The following is a 24,854-nucleotide window of genomic DNA, read 5'->3' as shown; positions in this document are numbered from 1 at the left end:
CTGGAACCGATCGCCTCTTCTGCGCAGGGTTTCCCACCAGGAAAGGGGCGACCGGCCGCAGGTCAGATCTGGCGTGCCACTGGGTAAGCTGCTTCAAGCCAACAGCGAGCCCGTCTGATCGAGGCTCCGAACACCCGGGATCGATCGGCGGTTCGGCGTCAGGACTGCGACAAATGATGTCATATTCTTCGGCGCCTTGACTCTACTATAGAGGCAAGCCCCATGTTCCTCCGCGAACACTACGCAGAGGAGGACGACATGGTCCGGTTTCGCATCTCCAACATGACCTGTGGTGGCTGTGCAAAGGGCGTCACTGCGACACTCCGGGAAGTCGACCCCGCCGCGAAGCCGCGCTTCGATCTCGAGCGCCGCGAGGTTGCGGTGGAGCAGGCTTCTGTCGACGCGGCACGGCTCGAGAAGGCGCTGGTGGACGCCGGCTGGGTGAGTGAGCGCCTCGGAGCGTAACCCCTGCGCGGCGGCACCAGGCGCACAGCAACGCTTTGTAGCGCGCTTGGCACGCCGCCGACATGTTGGCGGCGCAGCATTCTCTATTTCATGGAGGGGAATATGATACCGTGCTTTTCCCGTCGCCAAGCTGCGACGCTTTTTGCAGGTGCTGGGCTAGCCCTGGCAGCGCCTCAGCGCCTTCTGGCTTCCCAGTGCGGCGGCACGATCTTCACGGCCGACGAAGGTAGCAGCGGAATCACTGCGGTGGACCTCGCGACTGGCCGCGCCAGTACCACCCAGCTCGGCATCGCGCCGCACAACGTCGAAGCAGCCGGGCGCGGCCGCTGGCTGCTGGCGGTGGGGAATGCGCCAACGGCGCATGGTCCTGGCCACGGGCCCATCGCGGCGCGATTGGTCGTTCTGGAGCCGGTGGCCGGTGCTGCACCACGCATCGTGACCGAAATGGCCGCTGGGCGGCACCCGGCGCATGTCGTCGCCGACAGCACCGCGACACGCGCCTTCCTGACCGACTCCGAAGCGGATGCGCTCCAAGTCGTTGACCTAGCTGGCCGGCGCATCGTAGCAACCGTCAAGCTCGGACAGTATCCGCATGGTCTGCGCCTATCGCCGGAGGAGCGCGAGGCGTGGATCGCGAATGTTCGGGGCGGCACGGTCTCCGTGGTTGACGTCTCGCGCTCCGAGGAGGTGGCGCGGATCCAGGTTGGGCCCTCGCCTGTGCAGGTGGCTTTCCTTCCAGATGGATCGCGGGCCTTCGTGTCGCTCCGCGGCGCTGATGCGGTGGCGGAGATCGACGTTGCGGAGCGACGGGTGGTCCGCCGCATCCCCGTGGGTCGGGGCCCGGTGCAGGTCTTCGCGACACCGGACGGAAGGTTTCTTTATGTCGCCAACGAAGGAACGCGGGCCTCGCCGGGGACGGGAGTCTCGGTGATCGACGTTGCGGCGGGCAAAGTGGCGGCAACGATCGAGACTGGCCGCGGCGCACATGGCGTGGTGATCTGCGCGACCGGCAGCAGCGCCTTCGTGACCAACATCTACGACAATACGGTCGCAGAGATCGACGTCGCCGCTCAGCGCGTCACGCGACGCTTTCGCACTGGCCGCACGCCAAACGGAATCACCTGGATAGGCTGACGAGAAAGGTCAGACCGGCTCGCTGCCGCGAAAGCGCATGAGGATCCGGTGCGGCCTTATGCCGAAGGCGACCAAGTCATAGGTGTCCCGCGGCTCGCCCGACTTTGCCTCGATTTCGGCAAAGGCCCGGCCGTTGCCCACCAGGGTCGCCGCCGCGCCCGTGAAAGCCTGCCAGTGCTTCACCGCGACATCGACCTAGCACTACTTTGGCAGAAGGGCTTGCGCTGATCGATTTGGATTCCCTCGGCCAGCGTTGCGTGATTCATGAGGGGTCGGCTGTGGGGAGCGGATCATGGCGAGAGCGAATGTCAGCGGGGGCTGGAGGACTGATCTCGAACGGTGGCTAGCGCCGTTCCTCGAGCGCCTCGGGCACAAGGCACGACAGCGCATGTGCCCGCTTTACGTCGCTGGGCTGATTGGACCTGGTGATCGCAAGAGCGTCCAGCCGATGGCCGAGCGCCTTGGTCTTGGGGCGCACGATCAGCTCCATCACTTCGTCTCGGTCGGGAACTGGGACGCCGCACCGCTCGTGGAGGAACTTGCCCGCAAGGCCGATGATCTGCTCGGTGGTGAGGATGCTGTGCTGGTGGTGGATGATACCGCCCTGCCGAAGAAGGGCTCTGCCTCGGTGGGTGTGGCGCCGCAATACGCATCGGCGCTCGGCAAGCGGGCCAACTGCCAGACCTTGGTTTCGCTGACGCTGGCCAGAGGCGAGGTGCCGGTGATGGTCGGTCTCCGGCTGTTCCTGCCCGAAAGCTGGACCGTCGATCGATCGACTACGCCGTGCCGGCGTGCCAACGGAGTGTCAGGCACCAATGAGCAAGCCCGAGATCGCCATCGAGGAGATCGACCGCCTGCGTACAACGGGCCTGTGCTTCGGAGCGGTGCTAGCCGATGCCGGGTATGGTCTGAGCGCCCCTTTCCGCCAGGCGCTGAGCCGTTGGGGAACGACGCTCGGGTGGCGAACGGAAGTACTATTTCTCGAACCTGCCCGCCGACACTTCGCTGCGCGCGCTGGCGGCCGCCATCAAGGCGCGCTGGGTCTGCGAGCAGGCGCACCAGCAACTGAAGGAAGAACTCGGCCTCGATCACTTCGAGGGGTGTTCATGGACCGGGCTGCACCGCCACGCGCTGATGGCGATGATCGCCTACGCCTTCCTGCAGACGCACGGACTCGCGGCAGCCAAGGGGAAAAAAACGCCGCTCAGGCCCGCCGCCTGAACCAAGCCTCCCCGCTGTCCGGCGCGCCATCCAGCAGCATCTGTTTGACGCATCGCATCGGCGGATCGTACGTGATGCCTGTCTGCGACAGTTGCGGTGCGATCACCGTCCACTCGCTGCCGTTCCAGTTCCACTTCGCCAGCGCCGCGGCGTCGGACACCACCAACCGATCAAGGTATCCGCCGCTTCGCCACCCCAACTGACAGCGTCGCCGCCGCCAGGTCGAACGTCGCCGCGGAGATGTTCCGCGCCATCACCCGCACCGTGTTGTTCGACCACACGGCTGCGTCGAGCTCGATGAACCGCGTGGACGACACCAGCGACGCCGTTGCCATGTCGCCGGCGCGCGCGCCGTTTACCGTGACATCGAGCAGCGCCGTTGCCCCCGGCGCCAGGCTGGGCAGATCCCAGGACACCTCGGCTGCGAACTCCCGCCGCCCTGAGCCGAACAGCGCCCCCGTCAACAGTGGCGTGCCATTTAGCACCGCGGGCGCAGCCTCTGGCGGCCGTAGAGCCGCAGCGATTGCAGGTCGATCGTGCCGTCGAAGCCGATTACCCCCACCTGCGCATAGGCGACCGACGCGCCGACGCGGATGGTCTGCCGCCGATTGAAGTTCGCATCATCCATCGGCGCGCCGGCATTCCAGCCCTTGGCCGGCCCGTTCCACTGCATGGTGGTGATCGAGGCCAGCACATCGCCCGCGATGTCCTCCCGCACATTCCCCGCCCCGTCGAACACCCGCACAAACAGCCGCCCGCCCGAGGCGCCGGTCGTCGGCCAATGGCCAACGCGAGCTCCTTATATTAGCCGAGGTGGAATTCACCATGGAGGCCATGCCGCGGTCACCAGCGCGTCGTTGGCAGATCAGCTCGCAGCAGGTGTTCACGTGGCGGCGGGAGATGCGGCGGGGTTCAGGCGGCTCTCGGCGGGTCTCCCTCGGTGAAGGTACCCTTCATCAACGCCAAACCAGCGCGGAAAATGCGCCGGAGCCTTTGTTCCATGCTGATCCACCGTCAATCCGCACCCAGCATCCGCCGTAGCACAACGGCCCGCGCAATCGCCTGCTCCGCGAGAGACTGCAGCCGACGCATCGCATCTTCCTCCCCGGCCGCATCCGCGGCGTGCAGATAGGCCTCGACCGTCTGCTCAGACAGGCGCAGCGCCGTGATTCCCGGGGCGGCAGGCGGCGTGCTGGTGTGGGATCCTGGCGAACCTCCCCTTTCGGCCTTGGCGCCTGCGACCTCGACAGCATTTTCCGCCATGGACCGCGACTCGTCCGCCAGTTGCCGCAGCCCGCCAGACGCCGCCGGCTCATCAGCCAGATATGTAAGCAAAGACGCCAGTGCCCGTTCAGCGTGCGCGGCCTCCTCGGCCGGCGGCCGCCGGTGCGCTGCGGCGTCCTCCTGGCCCCGCTGCCGACGCTCGGTGTGGAAGGCGCGGCGGCGTTCCTGTCGCAGCAGTGCGGCGTGGCGCAATTCTTCGCTGGCCATGCGCTCGGCCGCTTCCTGGATTGTGGGGTCATCTGCGTGCGCCGCGATGTAGGTCCAAATCGCGAAGGCACGCTCCTCGTTTCGGACAGCCATGGACAGCGCTCGGTAAGCCGAGGCGAGGCTTGATGAGGCGATGCCGCGTGCTTCCTCCTCGTCGAAGGCTTCAGGCGGCAGCCAGCTAATCAGGCCAGCATCCGGCGCTAGGCCGGTCTGAGCGCGAGACCATTCGATGACCCGGTCCACATGTTCGCGCTCCTCCGCGGCAATGTGTTCCAGAGCATCCGCCACACTCGGCAGTGCGGCCGCGCGCATTTGAACCGCAAGTTCTGCGTAGCGTGACGCCGAATCCTTCTCCAATGCCTCGGCTATCGCGAAAAGTTCATTTAGCGTTCTGATGGCTGAGGCCGGTTCGGTTTTCAGTATCGACATCGCGACGTTCTCCCGCAAACGCTGTACCAGATAGGTTAAACGCCAACCGCACGGCGGCCGATTCTGACAGGTATTCACAGAAGAACACATGGATTCTTATACTAGATCAGTTTCTTCGTTAGATTGCGGCATATCAATTTCAGGCTGCACGTGCGCATCTATGGTGCTGCTGCTACCGGCTGCGGATAAGGATCTGTATCAATTGCAAGGCCGATATGTACGCAATTACTCAGCGCGTAGCCGAGTCGTTCTTGGCTTGTTCCTGTGTATATTGCTTCTGGTCGCTGCAACACCGGCCAGCGCAGCCCGCCTGGCCGAGTTCCTGCCGCATGTCGTGGTATCGACCATCTTCCCGGGCGCCGACCGGATCGGCCCACCGCAGGGCGAGCCGCCACTAGCTCCGGTATACAGCGGCAGCCAGCAGATTGGTCATGTCTACCTCAACGCAGACGTCACGGATGCCAGCGGGTACTCCGGCAAGCCGATCCACATCGTGGTCGCGATCGACAACGAGGGCGTGATCCGCGGCCTCGACCTTGTGGAACACAAGGAGCCGATCGTGCTGATCGGCATCCCCCAACAGCGGGTCGTAACCGCCATCAACAGCCTGGTCGGCGCGGCCATGGCCCCGATCGCACGTGGCGAGGCGCGGCCTCCGCAAACCGATATCGTCAGTGGCGCGACGGTGACTGTTCTCGTGATGGCGGACAGCGTCGTACGCTCCGCCGTGCGGCTGATCCGCTCGGGTCGGCTCGCCGGCGGCGCGGCCTCCCCTCAGGGTGCAGCGCCGGCGGCCGCAGCTCCTCCGCCGACCCTGGCGCCAGGACCCGGCGAGGTTCGTGACTGGGAAAGCCTGCTCGGTGACGGCTCGGTGCGCCGCCTGAACCTCTCGCTCGGCGATGTGAACGAGGCCTTCGCCCGTAGCGGCAACCAGGCCGCCGCCAATAGACCGGAGCCGGGCGAGCCGGACGAGACCTTCATCGACCTCTACGTGGCGCAGGTCAGCGTGCCGACCATTGGCCGCAGTCTTCTGGGGGATGCGGCCTACCAGCGTTTGGTGGTCCAGCTTCAGCCGGGGCAGCAGGCGATCCTGGTTGCCGGCACGGGCATCTACTCCTTCAAGGGCTCCGGCTATGTCCGCGGCGGCATCTTTGACCGGATCGAGCTGATCCAGGACGGGCGCACGCTGCGCTTCCGGGATCGCGATCACACGAGGCTGGGCGACATCGCTGCTGATGGCGCGCCCAGGCTACCGGAAATCGCGCTGTTCACCGTGCCTCCGGAATTCGGCTTGGATCCGGTGGCGACTTGGCAGATCCAGCTTCTCGTACAGCGCGCGCTCAGTGTTCGGGACAAGGCCTTCCTGCCCTTCGAGGTGAGCTACAGCCTTCCCGAACCCTACCTTGTGCGCCCAGCACCGCCTCCCGCGCCGCCGGTTGCGCCGGTAGCAACCGCCGCACCGGCTTCCTCCGAGGCAGGCGCCGTACCCTTCGACGCGGTGGAGGAGCCGCTGTGGCAGCGCATCTGGCGCATGAAGACCTTGGACATCGGCATCACGGTCGCGGCGCTGCTCGTTCTGACAGGCATCTTTTTCTTCCAAGATCAGCTTGTGAGGCGACCTGTGTTGTTCAACTGGGTTCGGAAGGGCTTCCTGCTGTGGACGCTGCTCTGGCTCGGCTGGTATGCGAACGCGCAGCTGTCTGTGGTAAACGTCATCACCTTCGCGAACTCGCTGCTCACCGGGTTCAAGTGGGACTACTTCCTTGCCTCGCCACTGACCTTCATTCTGTGGACTGGTGTCGCGGCCTCGTTGATCTTCTGGGGTCGCGGCGTCTTCTGTGGCTGGCTCTGCCCATTCGGGGCCCTGCAAGAGTTGCTGGCCAACGTCGCTCAGAAACTGCGCGTGCCCCAGATCACCGTGCCCTGGGGGCTGCATGAGCGGCTCTGGCCAATCAAGTACATCATCTTCCTCGGCCTGCTCGGCACCTCGTTCTATTCAGTCGCCCTGGCCGAGCAACTGGCGGAGGTCGAGCCGTTCAAGACCGCCATCATCCTGAAGTTCATGCGAGAGTGGCAGTTTGCACTCTATGCGGTGGTGCTGTTGGCGGCAGGCCTGTTCATCGAGCGGTTCTTCTGTCGCTACCTTTGCCCGCTTGGTGCCGCTCTCGCCATCCCGGCACGAATGCGGACCTTCGAGTGGCTGAAGCGCTGGCAGGAATGCGGCACGCCCTGCCAACGCTGTGCACGGGAATGCCCGGTCCAGAGCATCCACCCTGAGGGCAACATCAATCCGAATGAATGCATCTATTGCATGCATTGCCAGGAGCTTTACCGCGCCGAGGATCGCTGCCCGCACAACATCCAGACGCGGTTGAAGCGGGAAAAGCAGATCGCGATGAGCGCGGTGCCACTTCCCGGGCTGGGCCGCGGAGCCGCGGCCGGCGTGAGCCAGGGCCCGAAAACCATCATCACCCGAACGGGCCAACAGGCGGCTGCCAACGCGCCGCCAGTACCCGGATCGTAAGAAAGGAACAGACCATGACTGAGAAAAACGAGGCAAAGCCAGGTGTCAATCGCCGCACGCTACTCGGCAATACCGCAGCGGCGGGTGTGATCGGTGCGGCAGCCGGCGGTGCGGTGGTGTCCGGACTGGGCGGTCAGGCGCTCGTCCCCTCTGCCGACGCCCAGACACGGCAGCCTTCCCGGCCCGCTCAGCAGAGCTACGAGGTGAAGCCGGGGGAACTCGACGAGTATTACGCGTTCTTCTCCTCCGGCCAGTCTGGCGAAGTGCGGATCTACGGCATGCCGTCGATGCGCGAGCTGATCCGCGTACCGGTCTTCAACCGGGATAGTGCTACCGGCTGGGGTCAGACCAACGAGAGCCTGCGCGTGCTGACGGAAGGGCTGACCCCGGAGACAAAAAGCTACCTCAGCAGCATCGGCAGGACCACCTTCGACGCCGGCGACCTGCACCATCCGCACCTGTCCTTCACCGACGGCACGTATGACGGCCGCTACCTGTTCGCCAACGACAAGCTGAACACCCGCGTCTGCCGCATCCGCCTAGACGTGATGCGCTGCGACAAGATCCTCGAGCTGCCGAACCAGCACACCGTCCACGGCCTGCGCGTGCAGAAGTTCCCGCGTACCGGCTACGTCTTCTGCAATGGCGAAGACGGGGTTCCACTGCCCAATGACGGGCGCGATCTGGACAAGCCGGAAACCTACCGCTCCATCTTCTCCGCGGTCGATGGCGACACGATGCAGGTCGCGTGGCAGATCATCGTCGATGGCAACCTCGACAACGTGGACGCCGACTACCAGGGCAAGTATGCCTTCTCCACCTGCTACAACTCGGAAGGCGGCGTCACGCTGGCCGAGACGATGGCCAATGAGCAGGATTGGGTCGTCGTCTTCAACATCGGCCGCATCGAGGAAGCTGTGCGTCGCGGCGAATTCCGCGAGATGGGTGGCGTCAAGGTGCTGGACGGCAGGAAGGGCTCTGCCCTCACCCGCTACATTCCGATACCGAACAGCCCGCACGGCATCAACACCGCGCCCGATGGAATCAATGTGGTTGTGAACGGCAAGCTTTCGCCGACCGCGACAGTGCTCGATGTGCGCCGCTTTGATGATCTGTTCGACGACAAGATCCAGCCGCGCGATACGGTCGTGGCGGAACCTGAGCTTGGTCTCGGTCCGTTGCACACCGCCTTCGACGGCAGCGGCAACGCCTTCACCACGCTGTTCATCGACAGCCAGATCGTGAAGTGGAACATCAACGCCGCACGCCGCGCCTTCGCCGGGGAGCAGGTAGATCCGATCATCCAGAAGATCGACGTTCATTACCAGCCCGGCCACAACCACACGTCGATGGGCCAGACCAAGGAGGCCGACGGCAGGTGGCTCATCAGCCTCAACAAGTTCTCTAAGGACCGCTTCCTGAACGTGGGGCCGCTAAAGCCGGAGAATGACCAGCTCATCGACATCTCCGGCGACCGGATGATCCTGGTGCATGACGGACCCAGCTACGCCGAGCCGCACGACGCGACCATCGTTCACCGCTCCAAGATCAACCCGATCCATCGCTGGAACCGGGATGACGCCTTCTTCGGCGAAGCCGTGCGGCAGGCTCAGGCCGATGGCGTCGACCTGATGGGTGACAGCAAGGTGGTGCGCGACGGCGACAAGGTGCGGGTCTACATGACCTCCAGCGCTCCGGCCTTTGGACTGAATGATTTCCGCGTTCGCCAGGGCGACGAGGTGACGGTCTTCGTCACCAACATCGACGAAGTAGAGGACCTGACGCACGGCTTTGCCATCGTCAATTATGGCATCAGCATGGAGGTGGCGCCGCAGGCCACCGCTTCCGTCACCTTCAAGGCCGAGCGCGCCGGCGTGTACTGGTACTACTGCACCTGGTTCTGTCACGCGATGCATATGGAAATGAAGGGCCGCATGCTGGTGGAGGCACGGAGCGCGTGAGCATGATGCACCGCCTCTCCCTGCTGGCAGCGGCGGTGCTCGTCTTGGACGCCGGCACGGCAGCGGCACGCACCACTGTCGAGCCTGGCCAGAGCGTGCAGGCAGCAATCGCAGCGGAACCACCGGGCGGGACGGTTGAGTTGCTGCCTGGCGTGCATCACGGCCCCCTGCTTCTCGATCGCGCCGTCGCATTGGAAGGGCGCGACGGCTCAATCCTCGAGGGTCCAGGCCGCGGCAGTGTCGTCACTGTCACGGCCGAAGGCGCTGCTGTCCGAGGCCTGACCTTGCGTGGCTCGGGATCGGATCTCAGCGGCATGGATTCGGGCGTATTGCTCCGCCAGTCCGCCAGGGGTGCGATCGTGGAAGACAACCGGATCGAGGACAACCTTTTCGGCGTCTACGTCCACGGTGCCGAGCACGCCATCGTCAGGCGCAACGTCATCACCGGCCAGCGCGGCCGGCGCATGTCCGAGCGCGGGGACGGTGTCTCGGTCTGGAACGCGCCCGGCGCGCGGGTGGAAGGTAACGACATCCGCTTCGGCCGGGACGGCATCTTCGTTCGGGTCAGCCAGCGCAACGTCCTCACTGGCAACCGTTTCCGCGACATGCGATTCGCGGTCCACTACATGTACACCAACGACAGCGAGGTGAGCGACAATGCCTCGCTCGGCAACCATGCCGGCTATGCCATCATGTACTCCAGCCGCCTTCGCGTGATCGGCAACCTGTCGGAGGGCGACCGTGACCACGGCCTGATGTTCAACTACGCCAATGGCTCCGAGATCAGCGGCAATCACGTCATCGGGCGTGCTCAAGGATTCCGCGACGAGGCTGCCGCTGAGCGAACCGGCGGCGAACACCTTCCCGCAGGTGTCGCCGCTGCCGAGGCAGGCGGCCCCGCGCCCGGCAAATGCGTCTTCATCTACAACTCCAACCGCAACCGCTTCACCGGCAATCGCTTTGACGGCTGCGGTATCGGCGTACATTTCACTGCGGGGTCAGAGGGCAACACCATCATCGGCAATGCCTTCATCGGTAATCGCAACCAGATCAAGTACGTCGGCACGCGCCACCTGGATTGGTCGCGCGAAGGGCGCGGTAACTACTGGTCTGACAACCCTGCCTTCGATCTTGACCGTGACGGCATCGCGGATGGGGCCTACCGGCCCAACGATGTGGTGGACCGCGTGCTGTGGAGCGCGCCGCGCGCCAAGCTGCTGCTGAATAGCCCGGCGGTACAGGTGCTGCGTTGGGCGCAGTCGCAGTTCCCCGCCATCCTGCCTGGCGGCGTCGTGGACAGCCACCCGCTGATCGCGCCACCTGCCACTCCCGACTCCGCGCCCGGGTGGCGCCGATGAAGGCCGACCTGCCGCTCATTGCTCTGGAGAACGTGGGCAAGCGCTACGGATCCGTGGAGGCGGTGCGCGATGTTTCGTTTGCGTTGCCGCAGGGCGGTCAGGTCGCACTGGTGGGCCACAACGGCGCAGGCAAGACGACGCTGATGAAGCTGATGCTCGGACTGGCGCGTCCGACATCGGGTCGAATCGTGGTGCTGGGCCGCGATCCCGCCGAGGGTGCCGCCGAGACACGCCGGCGCATCGGCTGGCTGCCGGAAAGCGTTACCTTCAACGGCGCGCTGACGGGGCGTGAACTGCTGCGCTTCTTTGCCGGGCTGAAGCAGGAGCCCAACGCCGCTGTGGACGCGATGCTCGATCGCGTTGGCCTTGGTGCCGCGGCGCGCCGGCGCGTCGGCACCTATTCGAAGGGGATGCGCCAGCGCCTCGGCCTTGCGCAGGCCTTGATAGGCCAGCCGCGTGTCCTGCTGCTGGACGAGCCAACCACGGGCCTGGATCCCGAGGTGCGGCAGGACCTCTATGACATCCTCGCGGAGCTTTCCGGCGGCGGCACCACGGTGTTGCTCGCGTCCCACGCGCTCGAGGAATTGGAGGGGCGGGTCGAGCGGGTGGTCATCCTCGATCGCGGGCGGTTGGTGGCGGATGGCACGATGGCCGAGCTGCGCCGCCTTGCCCGCCTGCCGCTGCGCCTGCGCGTGACGTTGGCTGGGGGTGACGCGGAAGCGGCGCCGCCCGAATGGCTGGCGCAGGCCGGCTCGCTGCGGCGTCTAGGAAGTTGCGAATTTGAGGTCGCCTGCATGGCGGAGGAGAAGATGGCGCTGGTACGCCTGGCCTCAGCCGATGTTCGGATCGCGGACCTCGAACTGCATGCACCAACACTTGACGAGCTCTACGCGCATTTCCTGCGCGGCCACGGGCAGCATCGGGAGGATGCACGATGAGGGGCATCCTGCTGGTCGCCGGCAAGGAAATCCGCGAAGGCATCCGCAGTCGCTGGGTGGTTGCCGCGACGCTGTTGCTGGCGACACTGGCGCTGACGCTTGCCTTCCTGGGGGCTGCGCCTGCCGGGCGGGTCGGCGCCGGGGCGCTGGAGGTCGTGGTGGTCAGCCTCTCCAGCCTATCGATTTTTCTGCTGCCGCTCATCGCGCTGCTGATTTCGCACGACGCTATCGTTGGAGAGATGGAGCGCGGCACCATGCTGCTGCTGCTGTCATACCCGATCGCGCGCTGGCAGGTGCTGCTGGGCAAGTTCCTCGGTCAGATCGCGATCCTGGCGCTGGCGACCCTGTTTGGTTACGGCGCGGCTGCCGTGGCGCTGGCAGCCGCCGGACATGAAATAGGGGCGGAAGCTGCGCAGTCCTTCGCCTTGATGATCGCATCCTCCGTGTTGCTGGGGGCGGCCTTCGTTGCGCTCGGCATGCTGGCGAGCACGCTGGTACGGGACCGCGGCACTGCAGCGGGCATCGCGGTCGGGCTGTGGCTGCTGATGGTGCTCATCTGGGACATGGCGCTGCTCGGCCTGCTGGTCGCCGACGTGGATGGGCGGGTCACGGCGGGTATGGTAGATGCGCTGCTGCTGCTGAACCCGGCCGACGCCTATCGCCTGTTCAACCTGGCTGGACTGCCCGGCCTCGGTGAGCTGTCCGGCATGGCCAGCCTTGCGGATGGTACGGGCCTGACGCCGACAATCCTGGTCGCCGCGCTGCTGGCTTGGGTGCTCGTCCCGCTCGCCGCCGCCGCAGCGGTTTTCTCTCGGAGGGAGCTATGAAGCGACGTATGTTCATGCCGGCATTCGGCATTTTGGTACTGCTGTCCGCCTGCGGTGATGATGAGGCGGACAGCGTGCCGCCGCCGCCCGTGGCCCTGACGCGCGACGCCATCGGTCATTATTGTGGCATGTCGTTGGTGGAACATGCCGGACCCAAGGGTCAGGCGCTGATGCGCGACGCAGCAGCGCCGGTCTGGTTTTCCTCCGCGCGTGACACCATCGCCTACTCCCATCTGGCCGAGCGGCCAAATGCCATCAGGGCGCTCTATGTCTCCGACATGGCGAAGGCGGCAAGCTGGGACGATCCCGGTGCGACCAACTGGGTGGATGCGCGGCAGGCCTATTTTGTCCTGGGTAGCACGCGTCGCGGCGGCATGGGCGCCGAGGAGGCGGTTCCGTTCTCGGACCGCGGTGCGGCCGAGCGGTTCGTGGCCGAACATGGTGGGCACGTGCTGGCCTTCGCGGAGGTGCCACGCGACTGGGCGCTTGGCGGCGAGGCGTCCACGGCCCCGGCTGCGGCTCCGGCGCGCCACGTACATTGAGGGGGAGCCCCACCATGCAGCACGAAGGGATTTCCCGCCGCCGCATCCTCGGCATCCTCGCCGCCGCACCCGGCCTTGCGCTGCCGGGGCTTGCCCTGCCGGGTGCCGCCGCTGCGGCGGAGGCACCGCCGGTGACTTGGCGAGGCCCGGTACTTGGAGCCCTCGGCCAGATCACGCTGCATCATCCAGACAGGGCGGTGGCGGAACGCCTGGTCGCCTCATCCCTGATGGAAATCCGTCGTCTGGAAGCGATGTTCAGCCTGTGGCGCGACGACAGCCTGCTATCGGAGTTGAACCGGCGCGGCGCCCTGGCCGCGCCGCCACCGGAGATGGTGGATCTGCTGTCTCGGGCGCTCCAGGCCGTGGCGCATACCGGCGGCGCCTTCGACCCGACGGTACAGCCACTCTGGGCGCTGCACGCGGCGCATTTCGGCGCGCCGGGAGCCGATCCGGCCGGCCCCGCAGGGGCGGCGCTGGAGGCAGCGCTGGCGAAGGTGAGCCATGCCGGGCTCCGCGTTACGCCAGATCGCGTGGTGCTGCTTCAGCGCGGCATGGCGGTCACCCTGAACGGCATCGCCCAGGGCTACATCACCGACCGTGTGGTGGCCCTACTGCGCGCCGGCGGGGTGGCACGAACCCTGGTGGACCTCGGCGAGGTAAGGACGATTGGCGCGCATCCCTCGGGCAGGCCCTGGCTCGCGGCACTCAGCGACCCGGAAGCGCCGGGCGCCACGTGGGGCGAGGCGGAGTTGACGGATCGGGCTCTGGCAAGTTCCGCCGACCTCGGCTTCGTCTTCGACCGCGCGGGCCGGTTCACCCATCTGCTCGACCCCCGCAGTGGGCTCAGCCCAAGGCTGCACGGCGCCGTCTCCGTCCTTGCGCCGGAGGCGACGCTTGCGGATGGCCTATCCACCGGCTTCGCGCTGATGCCCGAGGATGCGATCAGGGCCGCGCTGCGCGACCTGGACGGCGTGGAGGTACGCTTGCTGCGGCATGACGGCAGCACAGCTCGGCTCGGCGCGGCGTAACGGTGCGCCGGTTCAGCGCGACCGCCGCCTGAAGACACTGGCGGCGGCGACCAGGGTGGCGGCGAGCCAGAATAACGCCGCCAGCGCCGACCCGAATTCCGGAGTTCCGATGGCGCGCGCGAGCGCCGCCGCTGCCATCAGGCCGGCGACCAACCCCGCTGCCCGGCCCGGCATGGGTCGCCCTTCGCGCTGAGCGGCCGCGCGAACCATCATGACCAGCAGGGTCCCGCCGATGCCGCCGACGGTGGCGAGGTGCAGCGCGGAGAGTCCCGGAAGTGGCTTAGGCAACACTGCCGCGGCCCAGGCCCACGCCACCAGCCCAATCCCGAGCCACACCTGCCCGGCTGCGAGCGCCAGGATATCGCCCCCACTCCGGCGCAGCCCAGGCACCCAGAGCACCACGCGCACACCGAGCAGCACGCCTCCGAACGCAAGCAGGACCGGCCCGGCCGGTGACGGCGCCGCGAAGGCCTCGGCCAGGAAGCCGCTGGCGAGCAGAGCCAGCAGGGCCCGCTCCAGGCCATGCCGAGGTGGCAGGCGGGCACCGCCAGCCCGCTGCGATGCGCCTGAGGCGGCGGCGCTCAGCAAACGTCCACCCATGGCCGTGATCAGCAGCACAACCAGGCCCAGGCCCAGCAGCAGCCCTGACCCCCTGGCGGACGTGATCACACCAATCTCGTCGAGTTGGAACAGGATGTCGGCGGCCACGAATCCGCCAAGCACGCCGGGAAAGACGAAATTGCCAGCCCTTTTCGCACCTCGCAGGAAGGCCAGTGCTGCTGGCAGGACGATGGCCGTCGTTGCTGCGATTGAGAGAGCGGCACGCATTTCTTCGGGCGCGGCCGGCACCATCACCGCGACGCGCGCCGCAACCCAAACAGCGGCAATCGATACCAGCGCGAAAGGCTTGAGCCGGGAAAGAAGGTAACCGCCAACGACAGCAAGAGCCTGGCCAAAGACCATTTCATGCGCGTGCCAAGCAGGGCCACCTGCGGCCGGCAGCGCGGCGAAGGTCCAGGCCAGGATCGCCGCGGCGCCCTGGATCAGTGCAAGCCCAAACAGAAGCCGATGGGTCGAGAGGGACACGTGCTTGACGCCTGCTCAGCAAAGCAGATGGTTGAAGGTCAGATCACGGCTTCTCGTTTGAATGGTGATCGTCTCAAGCATCCTCCTGCGGGTGGCGGTTCGGCGGGTAATGAAATTCCAGGTAGAAACGCACCTCGCCGAGTGGCTCTACATGGTGCTCCAACTCCGGCTCAATGACCCCTGGCCGGCCCGGTTCCAGGACGGTCTCCGAGGCGGGGCTGATCGTGCAGTAGCGCAGCCTGCCCTCCAGCACATGGATGACCGCCCAGGTGTCATGCGTGGTTTCATGCGCCTGCCGCAGCGCAGGCGGAATGGTATCCTGCGTGAACTCGGGACTGCGTCGGGTAGCGACGTGTCCTTCGGGAATCGGCATTGCTGGCTCCGTCTGCGTGTGGGTGTCGGCCTGCACCGGGCCCGGATACTCTGACATTCTGGCACACCAAGCGGTGCGGCTGTCGGTGATATCGACCGCGGCGCTGCTGGATTGCCGGGTGCCGCTCGGCTGGCCTCGATCCGGGCCGCCACGCGCCGCTGGCCGCTCCAGGATTTGGCGCCGTAGCGGGTCTCGGCATAGCGACGCAGCACCGGGGCTGCGGCCTCGGCGCGGCGCACCCGGACATCGTCGGCGGTGGCCTCCACCAGGCGGCTCAGCACGGCGTTGCCCGGCAGGCCGAAGATGAAGTCCACCGCATTGGCCTCGCACCATGCCATCACTTCGGGGCGGGCGTAGTGACCATCGCCGCGCAGGGTCAGCCGGGTGGTCGGCCAATGGCTGCGGATGCGGCGCACCAGGCGTCGAACATGGCCGCGCACCTCCTGCCCGGACGGCGTCTTGCCCGGCCGCAGCAGGATCGCCACCGGGCGTGCGGTCGCGGTGTCGTAGACATGGATCGGCAAGAAGCAGCGCTCGTCGTAATGCGCATTGAACAGCGAGAGCTGCTGATGCCCATGCACGACGTCGACGGTGTCGTCGATGTCCAGCGTGACGGCGCCGGGCGGACGGCGATAGCTGTCGCAGTAGAGGTCGACCATGGCGTAGGTCAAGCGCACCACCTCGCGCAGGTCGGGTGCGTTCTCCCAGCGCGACACGGTCGGCTGCGAGCACAGGTCACGGCCGGTGTCCGGAAGCCGCCCGCAGGCCAGCTTGAAGCCGGGATCGCTGCGCAGATGATCGAGGTCGTCGGCATCCTCGTAGCCGCAGGCAATGGCGAGCATGCGGGCGCGCAGAATGTCGGCGACGCTATGCGTGATGAACAGGGGATTGCGCGGATCGGCGATCAGCCCCGCGAGCCTCTCGGCGATCCCCAGGCGCCGCTCGGCGCCTGCCAGCAGCAGGACGCCGCCGTCCGAGGTGATGCGTCCGCCGTCGAACGCAGCGGTGAGTTTCTTGCGTCCGATGGCTGGAAAGCCGAACGCCTCAATTGTATCGTCGCACACAGCGGGTGAGGCTCGGCATGATCGTGTGGACAGGATGGCTTCGACACCCAATCTATAAACGCAATCAACCGCTTACGCGACACCCGCCAGCCGAAACATTGGCGCGCGCTGAATAAGGTGGGTTAGTCGCCTGCGGCGCCCCAAGCGGGCGGGCAGGTTGGTTGTTCGCCGAAGTTCGCCTAAAACCGCCTACAGCCACTGAAAAACGGCACCCTATCCGGCCCCCAAGAACAAACGTTCCGGGTCGGCGGCCCCATCAGGTAGGCCTTAAATGCATGATTTGGTTGGGAAAAATTGGAGCGGGCGAAGGGATTCGAACCCTCGACCCCAACCTTGGCAAGTGCAGCGGGGGTATTTTTGGGCGTTCGCCGACGTTCGGCGAGTCAAATGGAATCAACGGGTTGGCGCTGCCGAGGTTCGCTGAAGGTCGCCCACAGCCGCCTCCAGCCACTCGAAAGTGGCACCCTAAACGGCCCCGCCAACGGAGGTGTCGTGCACCGTCTTATATTCGAAACAACAATCTGCTTCACCTGCGTCGCCACATGCCCTTCCTACTGACGCAGTCGCTCAGGAGACCAAACTAGCTCGACGAGTTGCGCCACCAGGTGCTGCCGCTCCGCCCACTCGCTTTTAGTGAATTCAGTGTAATTCTTAAAGGTCAACGCGTGGCTGCTCCGAAAATTTGCGAATTGGGGTTGGTTTGCATACGTACTCGGAGTGAGGCTAGCTGTGTAGAGATGGTGAGTGGCGTACTTCTGGACTTTGTAGCTGTAGGGTTTATCCTGAAGGCTGCGGTTTACATCAGCAGGCAGCAACAGCAATGCAGGCACAGTGTCCCTGAGCTGCTCGAATTCCTGCTGGTTTGCGAACACTCCGCCATGGAGGCGGAAATCGTCTGCCCAAATATGCTCAATGTCGAAGGGATTCTTCCGGTCCCGATTTACAAGATCGGCAAAGGGGTCGGGCCGACCCGAGCGTACATCCGTATAAGCTGTGACACGCGCCAGCAAGTGGAAAATATAGCGCCGACTGAATTGGTTGAGCGCCAGTTGATCAATCCCGCCACGGCCCTTCTGCACGCTACCTTTGAAGGTTGCATCGTCAGCTGCGAGTTTATCCCCTAAAATTTCAATCAGATCATTCAGCGGCTTTCGGCGAATATCTCGGCACAGCAAGAACATGGCGTAGGAGGTTGATGAATATCCAACCCGGATATAATTTACTGCACGTCGCATGAGCCAAATATCGAGGTAAGTCGCCGTTGCAGCGATCTTCTTGCGTGCAGTGACCTGGTCGTCGTCCTCCTGAAGAGGCGCCAGCAGCACGGTAGACTGCCAAGTAAATTCGTTGTGCGCGTTGTAGAATACAGCCTCAAGACCGGGCGTATAGCTTTCCGAAGCGTCGATGATTTGCTTGTAGGCGCTAGCAAAAAACGGGAAATCTTGTGTTACCCAAATGTAGTTGCTCTGTTGTGTGCCGACCTTCAACCGCGCGCTGTTGTCGCGCACCCAGCGATGAAAGACCGTGCCTACCAGCTCCCAGTCTCGGTCAGTCGCACCAGCCTTCCTGTCGCGAATGGTGTCTGCATGCTGCGCGCGTAGCCAAGCCTTGATGCAGGTTGCATCTCTATCGGCTTCTCGCTCTCTACCGAAGGTGAGAAGATCAAGGACTTCTTTTTTCCACCGATCATTGGCTATGCGACGCTGATCCGCGTCATCGATGGGCGCCAACAGATAGGCCTTGAGCATGTCAACAGGGCTCAAGGGCTTGCCGCGGTCGTTCATCGTCTCGAAGATAGCGTAGGCATAATTGTCATTGCTGGTCGCAATTTCGATCAACCCGACCCGCGTTAGCAGCCAGTACGCGAAATGCGGCAAGGCGTCATCTAATTCAGCGATGAGCTGGTGCTGTTCGATGTCCGCGTAGCGCGCATACATCGTACGAACCGACTGATCCTTGCCGTCTGGACTGAAGGGTGTGCCGTTAAACAAGGCTTCGATAACTACAAGCCGCTCTGGAATATCAAGATTAAAGCGTGGATGCCCTAGATTATCACTGAAGATAAGCGGAGCGATGGTGTTGGTTACCTGCAATCCCCTCTGCTTCGCTTCCCGGTATAAATAAATTAGCAATAATGTGAGGGAGGTAACCCGCTGCTGTCCATCGATCAGGTAATTCTTGCCGTTTCGTTGGCTAACAATTATTGATCCTAGAAAATATTCCTCATAATTTGCTATTGATTTTGTGTTGTCGCCTACGCGATAGTTTTTCTCAAATTTATCTAGAAGGTCTGATAGCAGTTCGTCGACATGCTTCTTTTCCCACTTGTATTCGCGTTGATACTCATCGATTGCGAAGGATTGACTTTGCAGGAGTTGCTGCACGGTCCGGTAATGCGGAGTGATGGTACTCATTCAGTTCACTATCTCCAAGCGCCAAGAGAGGATGCTGGCTCTTAAACAACCGGCTATGTCCGATTCAACCTCTTTTGTTTCAGAATATTGAGTCGAGCGCACAGTTTTGCTCCAACGCGGCGATAAGCATTCAGCAGCGGAACCTAGCGTTGAGGATGGCGTGGCGGGAAAGACCTGTGAAGGGGCCTCATAGATTCGCCTGCGGTCACGTTCAGGCTGCGCCAGGTCTGCCTCAGCGTAGTCGGCATGAAGCGCGCATCGATGTCGGCCAGCTCGCGGTGAGCGCAGAGGCGGGGCGGGAGCTTTCGGCGCCAACCGGCTCATTGTTAGCTCGATCCACTACCTTCTAGCCCAGGAGGCGCTGGTGCGTTCCCATTTTTCCGGTCCCTCGATCATCGGGAGACGCAACAGCGTAGCGGCGGCGTCGGATGGTTGATAGACAGCCGGGTAGGCCCAACCAGGTTATCCCGAAATGAGCTGCCCCGCGGACCCGAACCGTCGCGCTGTCGAGCGCTTCTATGATGCCCTTGCAGCGCTTTGGGATCGTCGTGGTGGCTACTCGCGCTTGGACACGTGCCGACCGCGTGACGTGACAGCCCGGCGAGGGGTGTATTTCTTCTTCGATGACGGTGAGGCTCGCAGCGGCTCGGGCATCGGCCCTCGGGTTGTCCGCGTCGGCACGCACGCCCTCAGCGCTGGTCAGAAGAGCACCCTGTCTGCCCGACTCTTGCATCACCGCGGAACCCCTGCGGGAGGAAACCAGCGGGGATCCATTTTCCGGCGCCATGTTGGCGGTGCGTTGATGGACGCGGGCCTCGTGGACCATGTCGATGGCTGGAATGTCGGGAGCAACTCGACGCCGATGCAGCGGGCAGCAGAACGGGCGGTCGAGGTTATGGTCAGCCACGTGATCGGTGCCATGCCGTTCCTATGGCTGAAGATCGAAGATGAGCCAGGCCCGCAAAGCGACAGAGGCTTCATCGAGCGTAACAGCATCGCGCTCCTAAGCAGCGAAGTCGCGCGCGCCCTCGATCCGGCGTCGGCGACTTGGCTAGGCCGGCACTCGCGGTCACCTGCGGTCCAACTGTCTGGGCTATGGAACGTTCGGGGCATCGGCGAGCCTGTGGAGCATGGCTTTCTCGACCGCTTGGAGCAGCTTGTCAGTAGCTCGGCCTGAAATGCGCATCGTTATGCAGTGCGCCGGGTCCAAGCGCGCCGATGCCGGATCATTCGCCATAGACGATGGCCGACGTGTCGTTTTCGTAGCGCGGCCTGACTTGGTGGAGGACACCGCCGACGTCCTTCACGCGCACCCTGACCAGCCTTCGGATCGGCCCGGCCAGACGTGGCGCGACCGTATCATGGAGGCGAACGACCGGCGCAACGACAATGCCTTCGAACTGATCCCAGCTGCGGAGCTCTACATGCCGCCAGCCTATGCGAACCTCGCGACCTTCATCGGTATCGAAAAGCTGTTCATCTTGTCTGCCGGCTGGGGTCTGGTGGCCGGCAACTACCTCTTGCCGACCTACGACATCACCTTCAGTGGCTCGGCCGAACGTTACAAGCGGCGGCGGGTCGGTCAGCTCTTTCACAACTTCAATGCGTTCGACGCCGAATCACAGGAGACTATCGTATTTCTCGGCGGCAAAGATTACCTACCGCTCTTCCTTGACCTCACCGCTGGGGCGAAGGGCGATAGGCATGTCTTCTATAATTCAGCCACGCCCCCGCGGGCGATAGGCTGCATTCTGCACCGGTTTCCGACGTCTCGCCGGACCAATTGGCACTACGAGTGCGCTGATGCTCTTGCGCGGGGGCGGATCACTTCCCCTTTAATCTAGCTTACTTAGTTGGCGAAAAATCGTGCCCTACGGGCCTCACGACGTCGATTCACTCCCATGGTTTCGCCCGGCAGACCGATGCCTGCGGATGGGTCGCCCGTCATTCGCGGGCAGCGACGAACGCGATGGGGTGCGGTCCGCCGTGTGACCGACGTCAGCACAAACCTGCTGCGGGTTGTGCTGGAAAGCTTTTCGTACTTCAGCCTACGGAACTGTCGATGCGGCAATTCCAGCGAATTCAACAGGTTATCGGCCGCTCGATAGACCACAATGCTATTTGGTTTGGGGTCAACCAAGCACCCCGAAGACGCCACCCAAAGTGGCCTCCACGCGACACAGAAAGCGCGAAAAATTGAGCGATTGCATATGCTTGCTAAGCCGATCCTCAGACTTGGCAAGTGGGGCGGGGCCGTTTTCGGGCGTTCGCCGACCTTCGGCTAGCCAAATCGAATCAATGGGTTGCTCCGACGGCGTACGCCTATGTGCGCTTGTGGACGCCCCCAGCCGAGGGAAAGTTGCACCCAACCCGGTCCCCGAGGCGCTGACCGTCTGGCGGCCCGATCGGGCCATCGTACTGCAGCTTCGAACCCCCAAGCTGACCATCCCGCATGACAAAACCCTATATCGACAGCGCTACCGCATCGAGAACATGTTCGGCAGGCTCAAAGACTGGCGCCGCATCGCCACCCGCTACCGCGCGATGCGCCGATCTCTTCTTCTCGGCCTGCGCCTTCGCTGCCGTCATGCTTTTCTGATTGTGAGTCCTGAGCCTAGAGGTTCGCTCAACGACCGGAGCCATGGTCCAGCACCGGATTTCCTCTTTATGCCGGTTCGCGTGCGAACGAATTCTGTCTAGGGTAGCCGGATGAGTGCACTCGGCTTCCCGCAGACCAATGAAACGGCCCAGGCCCAACTGGCGACTGGTGCTTTCGTGCGCGTGCGCCATCGGCGATGGCTCGTCGAAGAGGTGGAGCAGCCCCCTCAGTCGAATGAGAGCCGGCTGGTTACACTTTCCTGTATTGATGATGATGCGGTTGGAACCAGCCTGACGGTTCTATGGGATATTGAACCCGATGCGTCGATCATTGCTGCATCAGGGTGGCAGAGTGTCGGAGGTGGTGACTTCGACCCGCCGGACCGCTTCGGGGCATTTTACCGGACAATGCGCTGGGGATGTGTAACCGCAACAGATCCCACTCTCTTTCAATCGCCTTTTCGTGCCGGAATTAGTTTGTTTGACTATCAACTTGAACCGCTGCGGAAGGCCCTTCTTATGCCCCGCGTCAACCAGTTCATTGCCGACGATGTCGGCATGGGGAAGACGATCGAGGCAGGCCTAATTCTGCGCGAACTTCTCCTGCGGCGGCGAGCCGAAACCTGCGTCATCTCCGCCCCACCTGGCATGCTGATTCAGTGGCAGGAGGAGATGGAGGCGCGGTTTGGCCTGACCTTTACGATTATCGACAGGGAATACGCGGCAACTGTGCGTCGTCAGCGTGGATATGCTGCCAACCCATGGCAAACCGGGAGCTTCTTCCTTGTTTCACACCGCTTGCTGGTGGATCCGACCTATCGCGATGGATTAGTAGGCTGGCTTGGTGGCAGCAAAGCAAAATCCGTCTTTATTCTGGACGAAGCCCACCACGCTGCCCCGTCCACTGGCTCGCGCTACGCCAAAGACTCTGATCTTACGCACGCGATTCGCGGTATCGCAGGGCGATTTGAGCACCGAATATTTCTTTCGGCCACTCCCCACAATGGTCACTCGAACAGCTTCTCTGCGCTGCTCGAAATCCTCGACCCGCAGCGCTTTCTGCGTGGTGATCCTGTCCGCAAGGCTGACCGTGAAGCGGTCATGGTGCGGCGCCTCAAAGAGGATATTCGGGAAATTCGCGGCGGCTTCCCAAGGCGAATTGTGAAGCAAGAGGACATCACTGGCTTGCCGCCCGACGCTCCAGAACTACTGCTGAGTTCGATGCTGGCCGAGCTGCGCGAATTGCGTGAAGCCCGCCTGAGCCAGGGGCCGCGCTCCGCTCGGCAGGCAGGCCTTCTCGTGCTCGGAACGCTCCAGCAGCGCTTACTCTCCTCAATTGCGGCGTTTCATAGGACAATCAGCGTGCATGGCCGTGCACTGGCGCGCGAAAGCGGAACGTCACCGCTCTCGGTCGTCCAGGCAAATTTGCTGCTCGCGCCGCCTGACGCGGATGCGTCTGCCAGTGAACTCGAGAGCCGTGCCGAGGATGAAGACGACGCGGTGTTGCGTGCCACGCTGCTTTCATCCGGTGGGCCAGCAGAAATTCTTGCGGCGGAGCGAGTACTTGTTGCGCGCATGAAGGAGATCGCCGACGCCTCTTACGACGCAGCCGACAAACGCGTTGCGTGGCTGGTAAATTGGATTGAGAAGGAGATGTGCTCGGGTCTCAACCTGGGGATGTCTCGTGGGGTGCCGCTAGGGCGGGGCGCCTGGAATGCTCGACGACTGATTATCTTCACAGAATGGGAGGATACGCGGCGCTGGTTGGAGGGCCGCTTACGGCAAGCAGTTGCCCATACAGATCAAGCAAGCGGCCGCATCGCCTGCTACAGCGGCAGCACTCGTCAGCCGGAGCGGGAGCGCCTGAAGCACGTCTTCAATCTCCCGCCAGACCGTGATCCTCTTCGCATTCTGATCGCCACGGATGCGGCACGCGAGGGGCTAAACTTTCAGCGGAACTGCAGCGATCTGGTGCATTTCGATCTTCCGTGGAATCCAAGCCGTCTTGAACAGCGTAACGGTCGCATCGACCGAAAGCTGCAACCTGCGCCGGAGGTCACATGCCGGTACTTCTTCTTTCCGCAACGTGCTGAGGATCACGTACTCCGCGTCTTGGTGCGCAAGTCTGACACCATCCGCCGAGAGCTCGGCTCGATGGCAAATGTGCTTGAGGCGAAGGCCGCTGCCCTGCTTTCCAACGGTATCCGCCACAAGGAGGCCGACGCCACGATCAGGCGGCTCGAGGCCATTGGGCCGGATGAAAAGGCAGCCATCGCAAAAGCCGAGCTCGACGAAGGCCGTGAGCGCCAGGCCGAGTTGCTCGCACAAATTGACCGGCTGCAGCGCCAGCTCGACCGTTCCGGCCGCGCCATCCGACTGAAGCCCGATCAGTTGCGTGATGCTCTATCGGCGTCGCTTGCCCTCTCGCGGGTTGCGCCCATCGTGCCGGCCTCACCGCCTCAATCGGGCCAGCCGGAGAGCTACTCCGTCCCTGCCGCGGCGCTGGCAGCTGATGCGTCCTGGCAACCGACGCTCGACCTGCTGCGGCAACCCCGCCCTCAGGGCATCTCGATTCCCGAATGGAGGGCGACGGCGGCTCTCCGCCCGATCACCTTCGAGGATCCGGGCGAACTTGGCGAAGATGCCGTCCAAGTTCACCTCGAGCATCGCCTCGTGCGCCGCTTACTGTCGCGTTTCACCACCCAGGGCCTCGTTCATCTCGACCTGTCACGTGCATGTCTGGCAGCCACAAAGTTAGGCGAGCCTCGCGTCGTGCTGCTCGGCCGACTGAGCCTGTACGGCCCTGGCGCCTCACGCCTCCACGAAGAGATCGTCCCGGTAACGGCTCGCTGGATTGAACCCTCGCTCCGCCGCGGCCCATTGCGCCCCTATGGCGAAACCGGCGAGGCCACGACGCTCGACATGCTGGAGGACGCACTTGCGGCGACAGCAGACGCCGTTGCACCGGAAACGCGGTCGCGTCTCCATGCATCGATGCCGCAGGACATTACCGATCTACGCCCCCACCTTGAGCAGGCTGCGGGTGCCGCCCGAGTTGCTGCGGAAGCAGCCTTGGCTCGTCGGGCTGAAAGCGAAGCTGAAGGCATGCGGCGGCTCCTTGCCGATCAGCGAGGTCGAATCCTCAAACTGATTCAGAAGGCGGAACCGCAAGATCAGCTGGTCTTGCTGTTTCCTGACGAGCAAGAGCGCCGCCAGGTTCAGGATGATCGGCGCGCCTGGGAGAAGCGTCTCGCAGCCCTGACAAAGGAAGAAGCCGAAGAGCCGGATCGCGTGCGCGCTGGATACACCACCGTTGCGTCGCGGATTGAGCCGGTCGGCATCGCCTATCTCTGGCCTGGGACGGCGTAAGACATGCCGCTGCCGGATCCTCACGCCGAATG

General features: G+C 63.9%; 21 protein-coding genes and 3 pseudogenes. 15 read left to right on the top strand and 9 right to left on the bottom strand.

The annotated features are described in order from the left end of the window. The first annotated feature begins 222 nt into the window (after positions 1-222). Both ACFHNC_RS23730 and ACFHNC_RS23725 read left to right on the top strand, forming a co-directional pair. Positions 223-465 carry a heavy-metal-associated domain-containing protein gene (locus tag ACFHNC_RS23730; protein ID WP_437171713.1) on the top strand — a complete coding sequence of 81 codons (243 nt, stop codon included), beginning with the start codon at positions 223-225 and terminating at the stop codon, positions 463-465. A gap of 246 nt (positions 466-711) precedes the next feature. Continuing rightward, positions 712-1,599, top strand: a complete 888-nt coding sequence (locus ACFHNC_RS23725) for a hypothetical protein (protein ID WP_437171712.1) — start codon at positions 712-714, stop codon at positions 1,597-1,599. Between the two features lie 9 nt (positions 1,600-1,608). On the opposite strand, the gene ACFHNC_RS23720 is transcribed toward ACFHNC_RS23725, so the two are convergent. Next, positions 1,609-1,782, bottom strand: a complete 174-nt coding sequence (locus ACFHNC_RS23720) for a hypothetical protein (RefSeq protein WP_437171711.1) — start codon at positions 1,780-1,782, stop codon at positions 1,609-1,611. A gap of 109 nt (positions 1,783-1,891) precedes the next feature. Here ACFHNC_RS23720 and ACFHNC_RS23715 point away from each other — a divergent pair. Further along, positions 1,892-2,531: pseudogene (locus tag ACFHNC_RS23715) on the top strand (IS701 family transposase); the annotation flags it as partial. A 55-nt stretch (positions 2,532-2,586) separates the two neighbouring features. Continuing rightward, positions 2,587-2,820, top strand: a complete 234-nt coding sequence (locus ACFHNC_RS23710) for a transposase (protein WP_437171714.1) — start codon at positions 2,587-2,589, stop codon at positions 2,818-2,820. Here ACFHNC_RS23710 and ACFHNC_RS23705 read toward each other — a convergent pair. The 4 genes from ACFHNC_RS23705 to ACFHNC_RS23690 form a co-directional block, all read right to left on the bottom strand. Then, positions 2,804-2,980 (bottom strand): hypothetical protein, encoded by a 177-nt coding sequence (locus ACFHNC_RS23705; protein WP_437171715.1) that lies wholly within the window; start codon positions 2,978-2,980, stop codon positions 2,804-2,806. The genes ACFHNC_RS23710 and ACFHNC_RS23705 overlap by 17 nt on opposite strands. A gap of 10 nt (positions 2,981-2,990) precedes the next feature. Next, positions 2,991-3,236, bottom strand: coding sequence for a hypothetical protein (locus ACFHNC_RS23700; protein WP_437171710.1), 246 nt, complete (start codon positions 3,234-3,236; stop codon positions 2,991-2,993). Positions 3,237-3,298: 62 nt separating this feature from the next. Beyond that, positions 3,299-3,565: a hypothetical protein gene (locus tag ACFHNC_RS23695; RefSeq protein WP_437171709.1), complete on the bottom strand. Its 267-nt coding sequence runs from the start codon at positions 3,563-3,565 to the stop codon at positions 3,299-3,301. Between the two features lie 269 nt (positions 3,566-3,834). Next, entirely contained in the window at positions 3,835-4,740 is a 906-nt protein-coding gene (locus ACFHNC_RS23690; protein ID WP_437171708.1) for a ferritin-like domain-containing protein, read from the bottom strand. A 160-nt stretch (positions 4,741-4,900) separates the two neighbouring features. On the opposite strand from ACFHNC_RS23690, the gene ACFHNC_RS23685 reads away from it, so the two are divergent. The 7 genes from ACFHNC_RS23685 to ACFHNC_RS23655 are packed head-to-tail and all read left to right on the top strand — an operon-like array spanning position 4,901 to position 13,918. Beyond that, positions 4,901-7,264, top strand: coding sequence for a 4Fe-4S binding protein (locus ACFHNC_RS23685; protein ID WP_437171707.1), 2,364 nt, complete (start codon positions 4,901-4,903; stop codon positions 7,262-7,264). Between the two features lie 14 nt (positions 7,265-7,278). Beyond that, positions 7,279-9,225, top strand: coding sequence for a TAT-dependent nitrous-oxide reductase (nosZ, locus tag ACFHNC_RS23680; RefSeq protein ID WP_437171706.1), 1,947 nt, complete (start codon positions 7,279-7,281; stop codon positions 9,223-9,225). Positions 9,226-9,227: 2 nt separating this feature from the next. After that, the gene (locus tag ACFHNC_RS23675; RefSeq protein WP_437171705.1) at positions 9,228-10,583 is read left to right on the top strand and encodes a nitrous oxide reductase family maturation protein NosD; all 1,356 of its coding nucleotides are present in this window, start codon (positions 9,228-9,230) and stop codon (positions 10,581-10,583) included. Further along, on the top strand, positions 10,580-11,521 hold the full coding sequence (locus tag ACFHNC_RS23670) for an ABC transporter ATP-binding protein (RefSeq protein WP_437171704.1): 942 nt from the start codon (positions 10,580-10,582) through the stop codon (positions 11,519-11,521). The genes ACFHNC_RS23675 and ACFHNC_RS23670 overlap by 4 nt, the downstream gene beginning before the upstream one ends. Continuing rightward, positions 11,518-12,348, top strand: coding sequence for an ABC transporter permease subunit (locus ACFHNC_RS23665; protein ID WP_437171703.1), 831 nt, complete (start codon positions 11,518-11,520; stop codon positions 12,346-12,348). The genes ACFHNC_RS23670 and ACFHNC_RS23665 overlap by 4 nt, the downstream gene beginning before the upstream one ends. Continuing rightward, positions 12,345-12,890 (top strand): nitrous oxide reductase accessory protein NosL, encoded by a 546-nt coding sequence (locus tag ACFHNC_RS23660; protein WP_437171702.1) that lies wholly within the window; start codon positions 12,345-12,347, stop codon positions 12,888-12,890. Before ACFHNC_RS23665 ends, ACFHNC_RS23660 begins: the two co-directional genes overlap by 4 nt. Positions 12,891-12,904: 14 nt before the next feature. Beyond that, positions 12,905-13,918: an FAD:protein FMN transferase gene (locus ACFHNC_RS23655; RefSeq protein ID WP_437171701.1), complete on the top strand. Its 1,014-nt coding sequence runs from the start codon at positions 12,905-12,907 to the stop codon at positions 13,916-13,918. A 12-nt stretch (positions 13,919-13,930) separates the two neighbouring features. On the opposite strand, the gene ACFHNC_RS23650 is transcribed toward ACFHNC_RS23655, so the two are convergent. The 4 genes and pseudogenes from ACFHNC_RS23650 to ACFHNC_RS23635 all read right to left on the bottom strand — a co-directional run bounded on the left by ACFHNC_RS23650 (position 13,931) and on the right by ACFHNC_RS23635 (position 18,855). Further along, entirely contained in the window at positions 13,931-15,004 is a 1,074-nt protein-coding gene (locus tag ACFHNC_RS23650; protein WP_437171700.1) for an NnrS family protein, read from the bottom strand. Positions 15,005-15,077: 73 nt separating this feature from the next. Further along, entirely contained in the window at positions 15,078-15,377 is a 300-nt protein-coding gene (locus ACFHNC_RS23645; RefSeq protein ID WP_437171699.1) for a DUF1971 domain-containing protein, read from the bottom strand. Between the two features lie 128 nt (positions 15,378-15,505). Then, positions 15,506-16,441 (bottom strand): annotated as a pseudogene (locus ACFHNC_RS23640) (IS1380 family transposase); the annotation flags it as partial. A 551-nt stretch (positions 16,442-16,992) separates the two neighbouring features. Next, entirely contained in the window at positions 16,993-18,855 is a 1,863-nt protein-coding gene (locus ACFHNC_RS23635; protein ID WP_437171698.1) for a GmrSD restriction endonuclease domain-containing protein, read from the bottom strand. A gap of 802 nt (positions 18,856-19,657) precedes the next feature. Between ACFHNC_RS23635 and ACFHNC_RS23630 the strand changes: the two genes are divergently transcribed. From ACFHNC_RS23630 to drmD, 4 genes and pseudogenes are all read left to right on the top strand, one after another. After that, entirely contained in the window at positions 19,658-20,032 is a 375-nt protein-coding gene (locus ACFHNC_RS23630; protein WP_437171697.1) for a hypothetical protein, read from the top strand. Positions 20,033-20,135: 103 nt separating this feature from the next. Continuing rightward, positions 20,136-20,699 (top strand): DUF6884 domain-containing protein, encoded by a 564-nt coding sequence (locus ACFHNC_RS23625; RefSeq protein ID WP_437171696.1) that lies wholly within the window; start codon positions 20,136-20,138, stop codon positions 20,697-20,699. Positions 20,700-21,306: 607 nt separating this feature from the next. Next, positions 21,307-21,454 (top strand): annotated as a pseudogene (locus ACFHNC_RS23620) (transposase); the annotation flags it as partial. A 110-nt stretch (positions 21,455-21,564) separates the two neighbouring features. Further along, entirely contained in the window at positions 21,565-24,822 is a 3,258-nt protein-coding gene (gene drmD / locus ACFHNC_RS23615; protein WP_437171695.1) for a DISARM system SNF2-like helicase DrmD, read from the top strand. Positions 24,823-24,854: the final 32 nt, after the last annotated feature.

Origin of the sequence: Falsiroseomonas sp. E2-1-a4 (assembly GCF_051433165.1) — a bacterium.
Classification (GTDB): Bacteria; Pseudomonadota; Alphaproteobacteria; order Acetobacterales; family Acetobacteraceae; genus Falsiroseomonas.
This window is presented reverse-complemented; position numbering and strand designations above follow the sequence as displayed.

Excerpts from the sequence above, each read along its gene's own strand:
- ACFHNC_RS23730 (WP_437171713.1), top strand. The coding sequence starts at position 223 with ATGTTCCTCCGCGAACACTACGCAGAGGAGGACGACATGGTCCGGTTT.
- ACFHNC_RS23690 (WP_437171708.1), bottom strand. The coding sequence starts at position 4,740 with ATGTCGATACTGAAAACCGAACCGGCCTCAGCCATCAGAACGCTAAAT.
- ACFHNC_RS23685 (WP_437171707.1), top strand. The coding sequence starts at position 4,901 with ATGGTGCTGCTGCTACCGGCTGCGGATAAGGATCTGTATCAATTGCAA.
- nosZ (WP_437171706.1), top strand. The coding sequence starts at position 7,279 with ATGACTGAGAAAAACGAGGCAAAGCCAGGTGTCAATCGCCGCACGCTA.
- ACFHNC_RS23675 (WP_437171705.1), top strand. The coding sequence starts at position 9,228 with ATGATGCACCGCCTCTCCCTGCTGGCAGCGGCGGTGCTCGTCTTGGAC.
- ACFHNC_RS23670 (WP_437171704.1), top strand. The coding sequence starts at position 10,580 with ATGAAGGCCGACCTGCCGCTCATTGCTCTGGAGAACGTGGGCAAGCGC.
- ACFHNC_RS23665 (WP_437171703.1), top strand. The coding sequence starts at position 11,518 with ATGAGGGGCATCCTGCTGGTCGCCGGCAAGGAAATCCGCGAAGGCATC.
- ACFHNC_RS23660 (WP_437171702.1), top strand. The coding sequence starts at position 12,345 with ATGAAGCGACGTATGTTCATGCCGGCATTCGGCATTTTGGTACTGCTG.
- ACFHNC_RS23655 (WP_437171701.1), top strand. The coding sequence starts at position 12,905 with ATGCAGCACGAAGGGATTTCCCGCCGCCGCATCCTCGGCATCCTCGCC.
- ACFHNC_RS23645 (WP_437171699.1), bottom strand. The coding sequence starts at position 15,377 with ATGCCGATTCCCGAAGGACACGTCGCTACCCGACGCAGTCCCGAGTTC.
- ACFHNC_RS23635 (WP_437171698.1), bottom strand. The coding sequence starts at position 18,855 with ATGAGTACCATCACTCCGCATTACCGGACCGTGCAGCAACTCCTGCAA.
- ACFHNC_RS23630 (WP_437171697.1), top strand. The coding sequence starts at position 19,658 with ATGGACGCGGGCCTCGTGGACCATGTCGATGGCTGGAATGTCGGGAGC.
- drmD (WP_437171695.1), top strand. The coding sequence starts at position 21,565 with ATGAGTGCACTCGGCTTCCCGCAGACCAATGAAACGGCCCAGGCCCAA.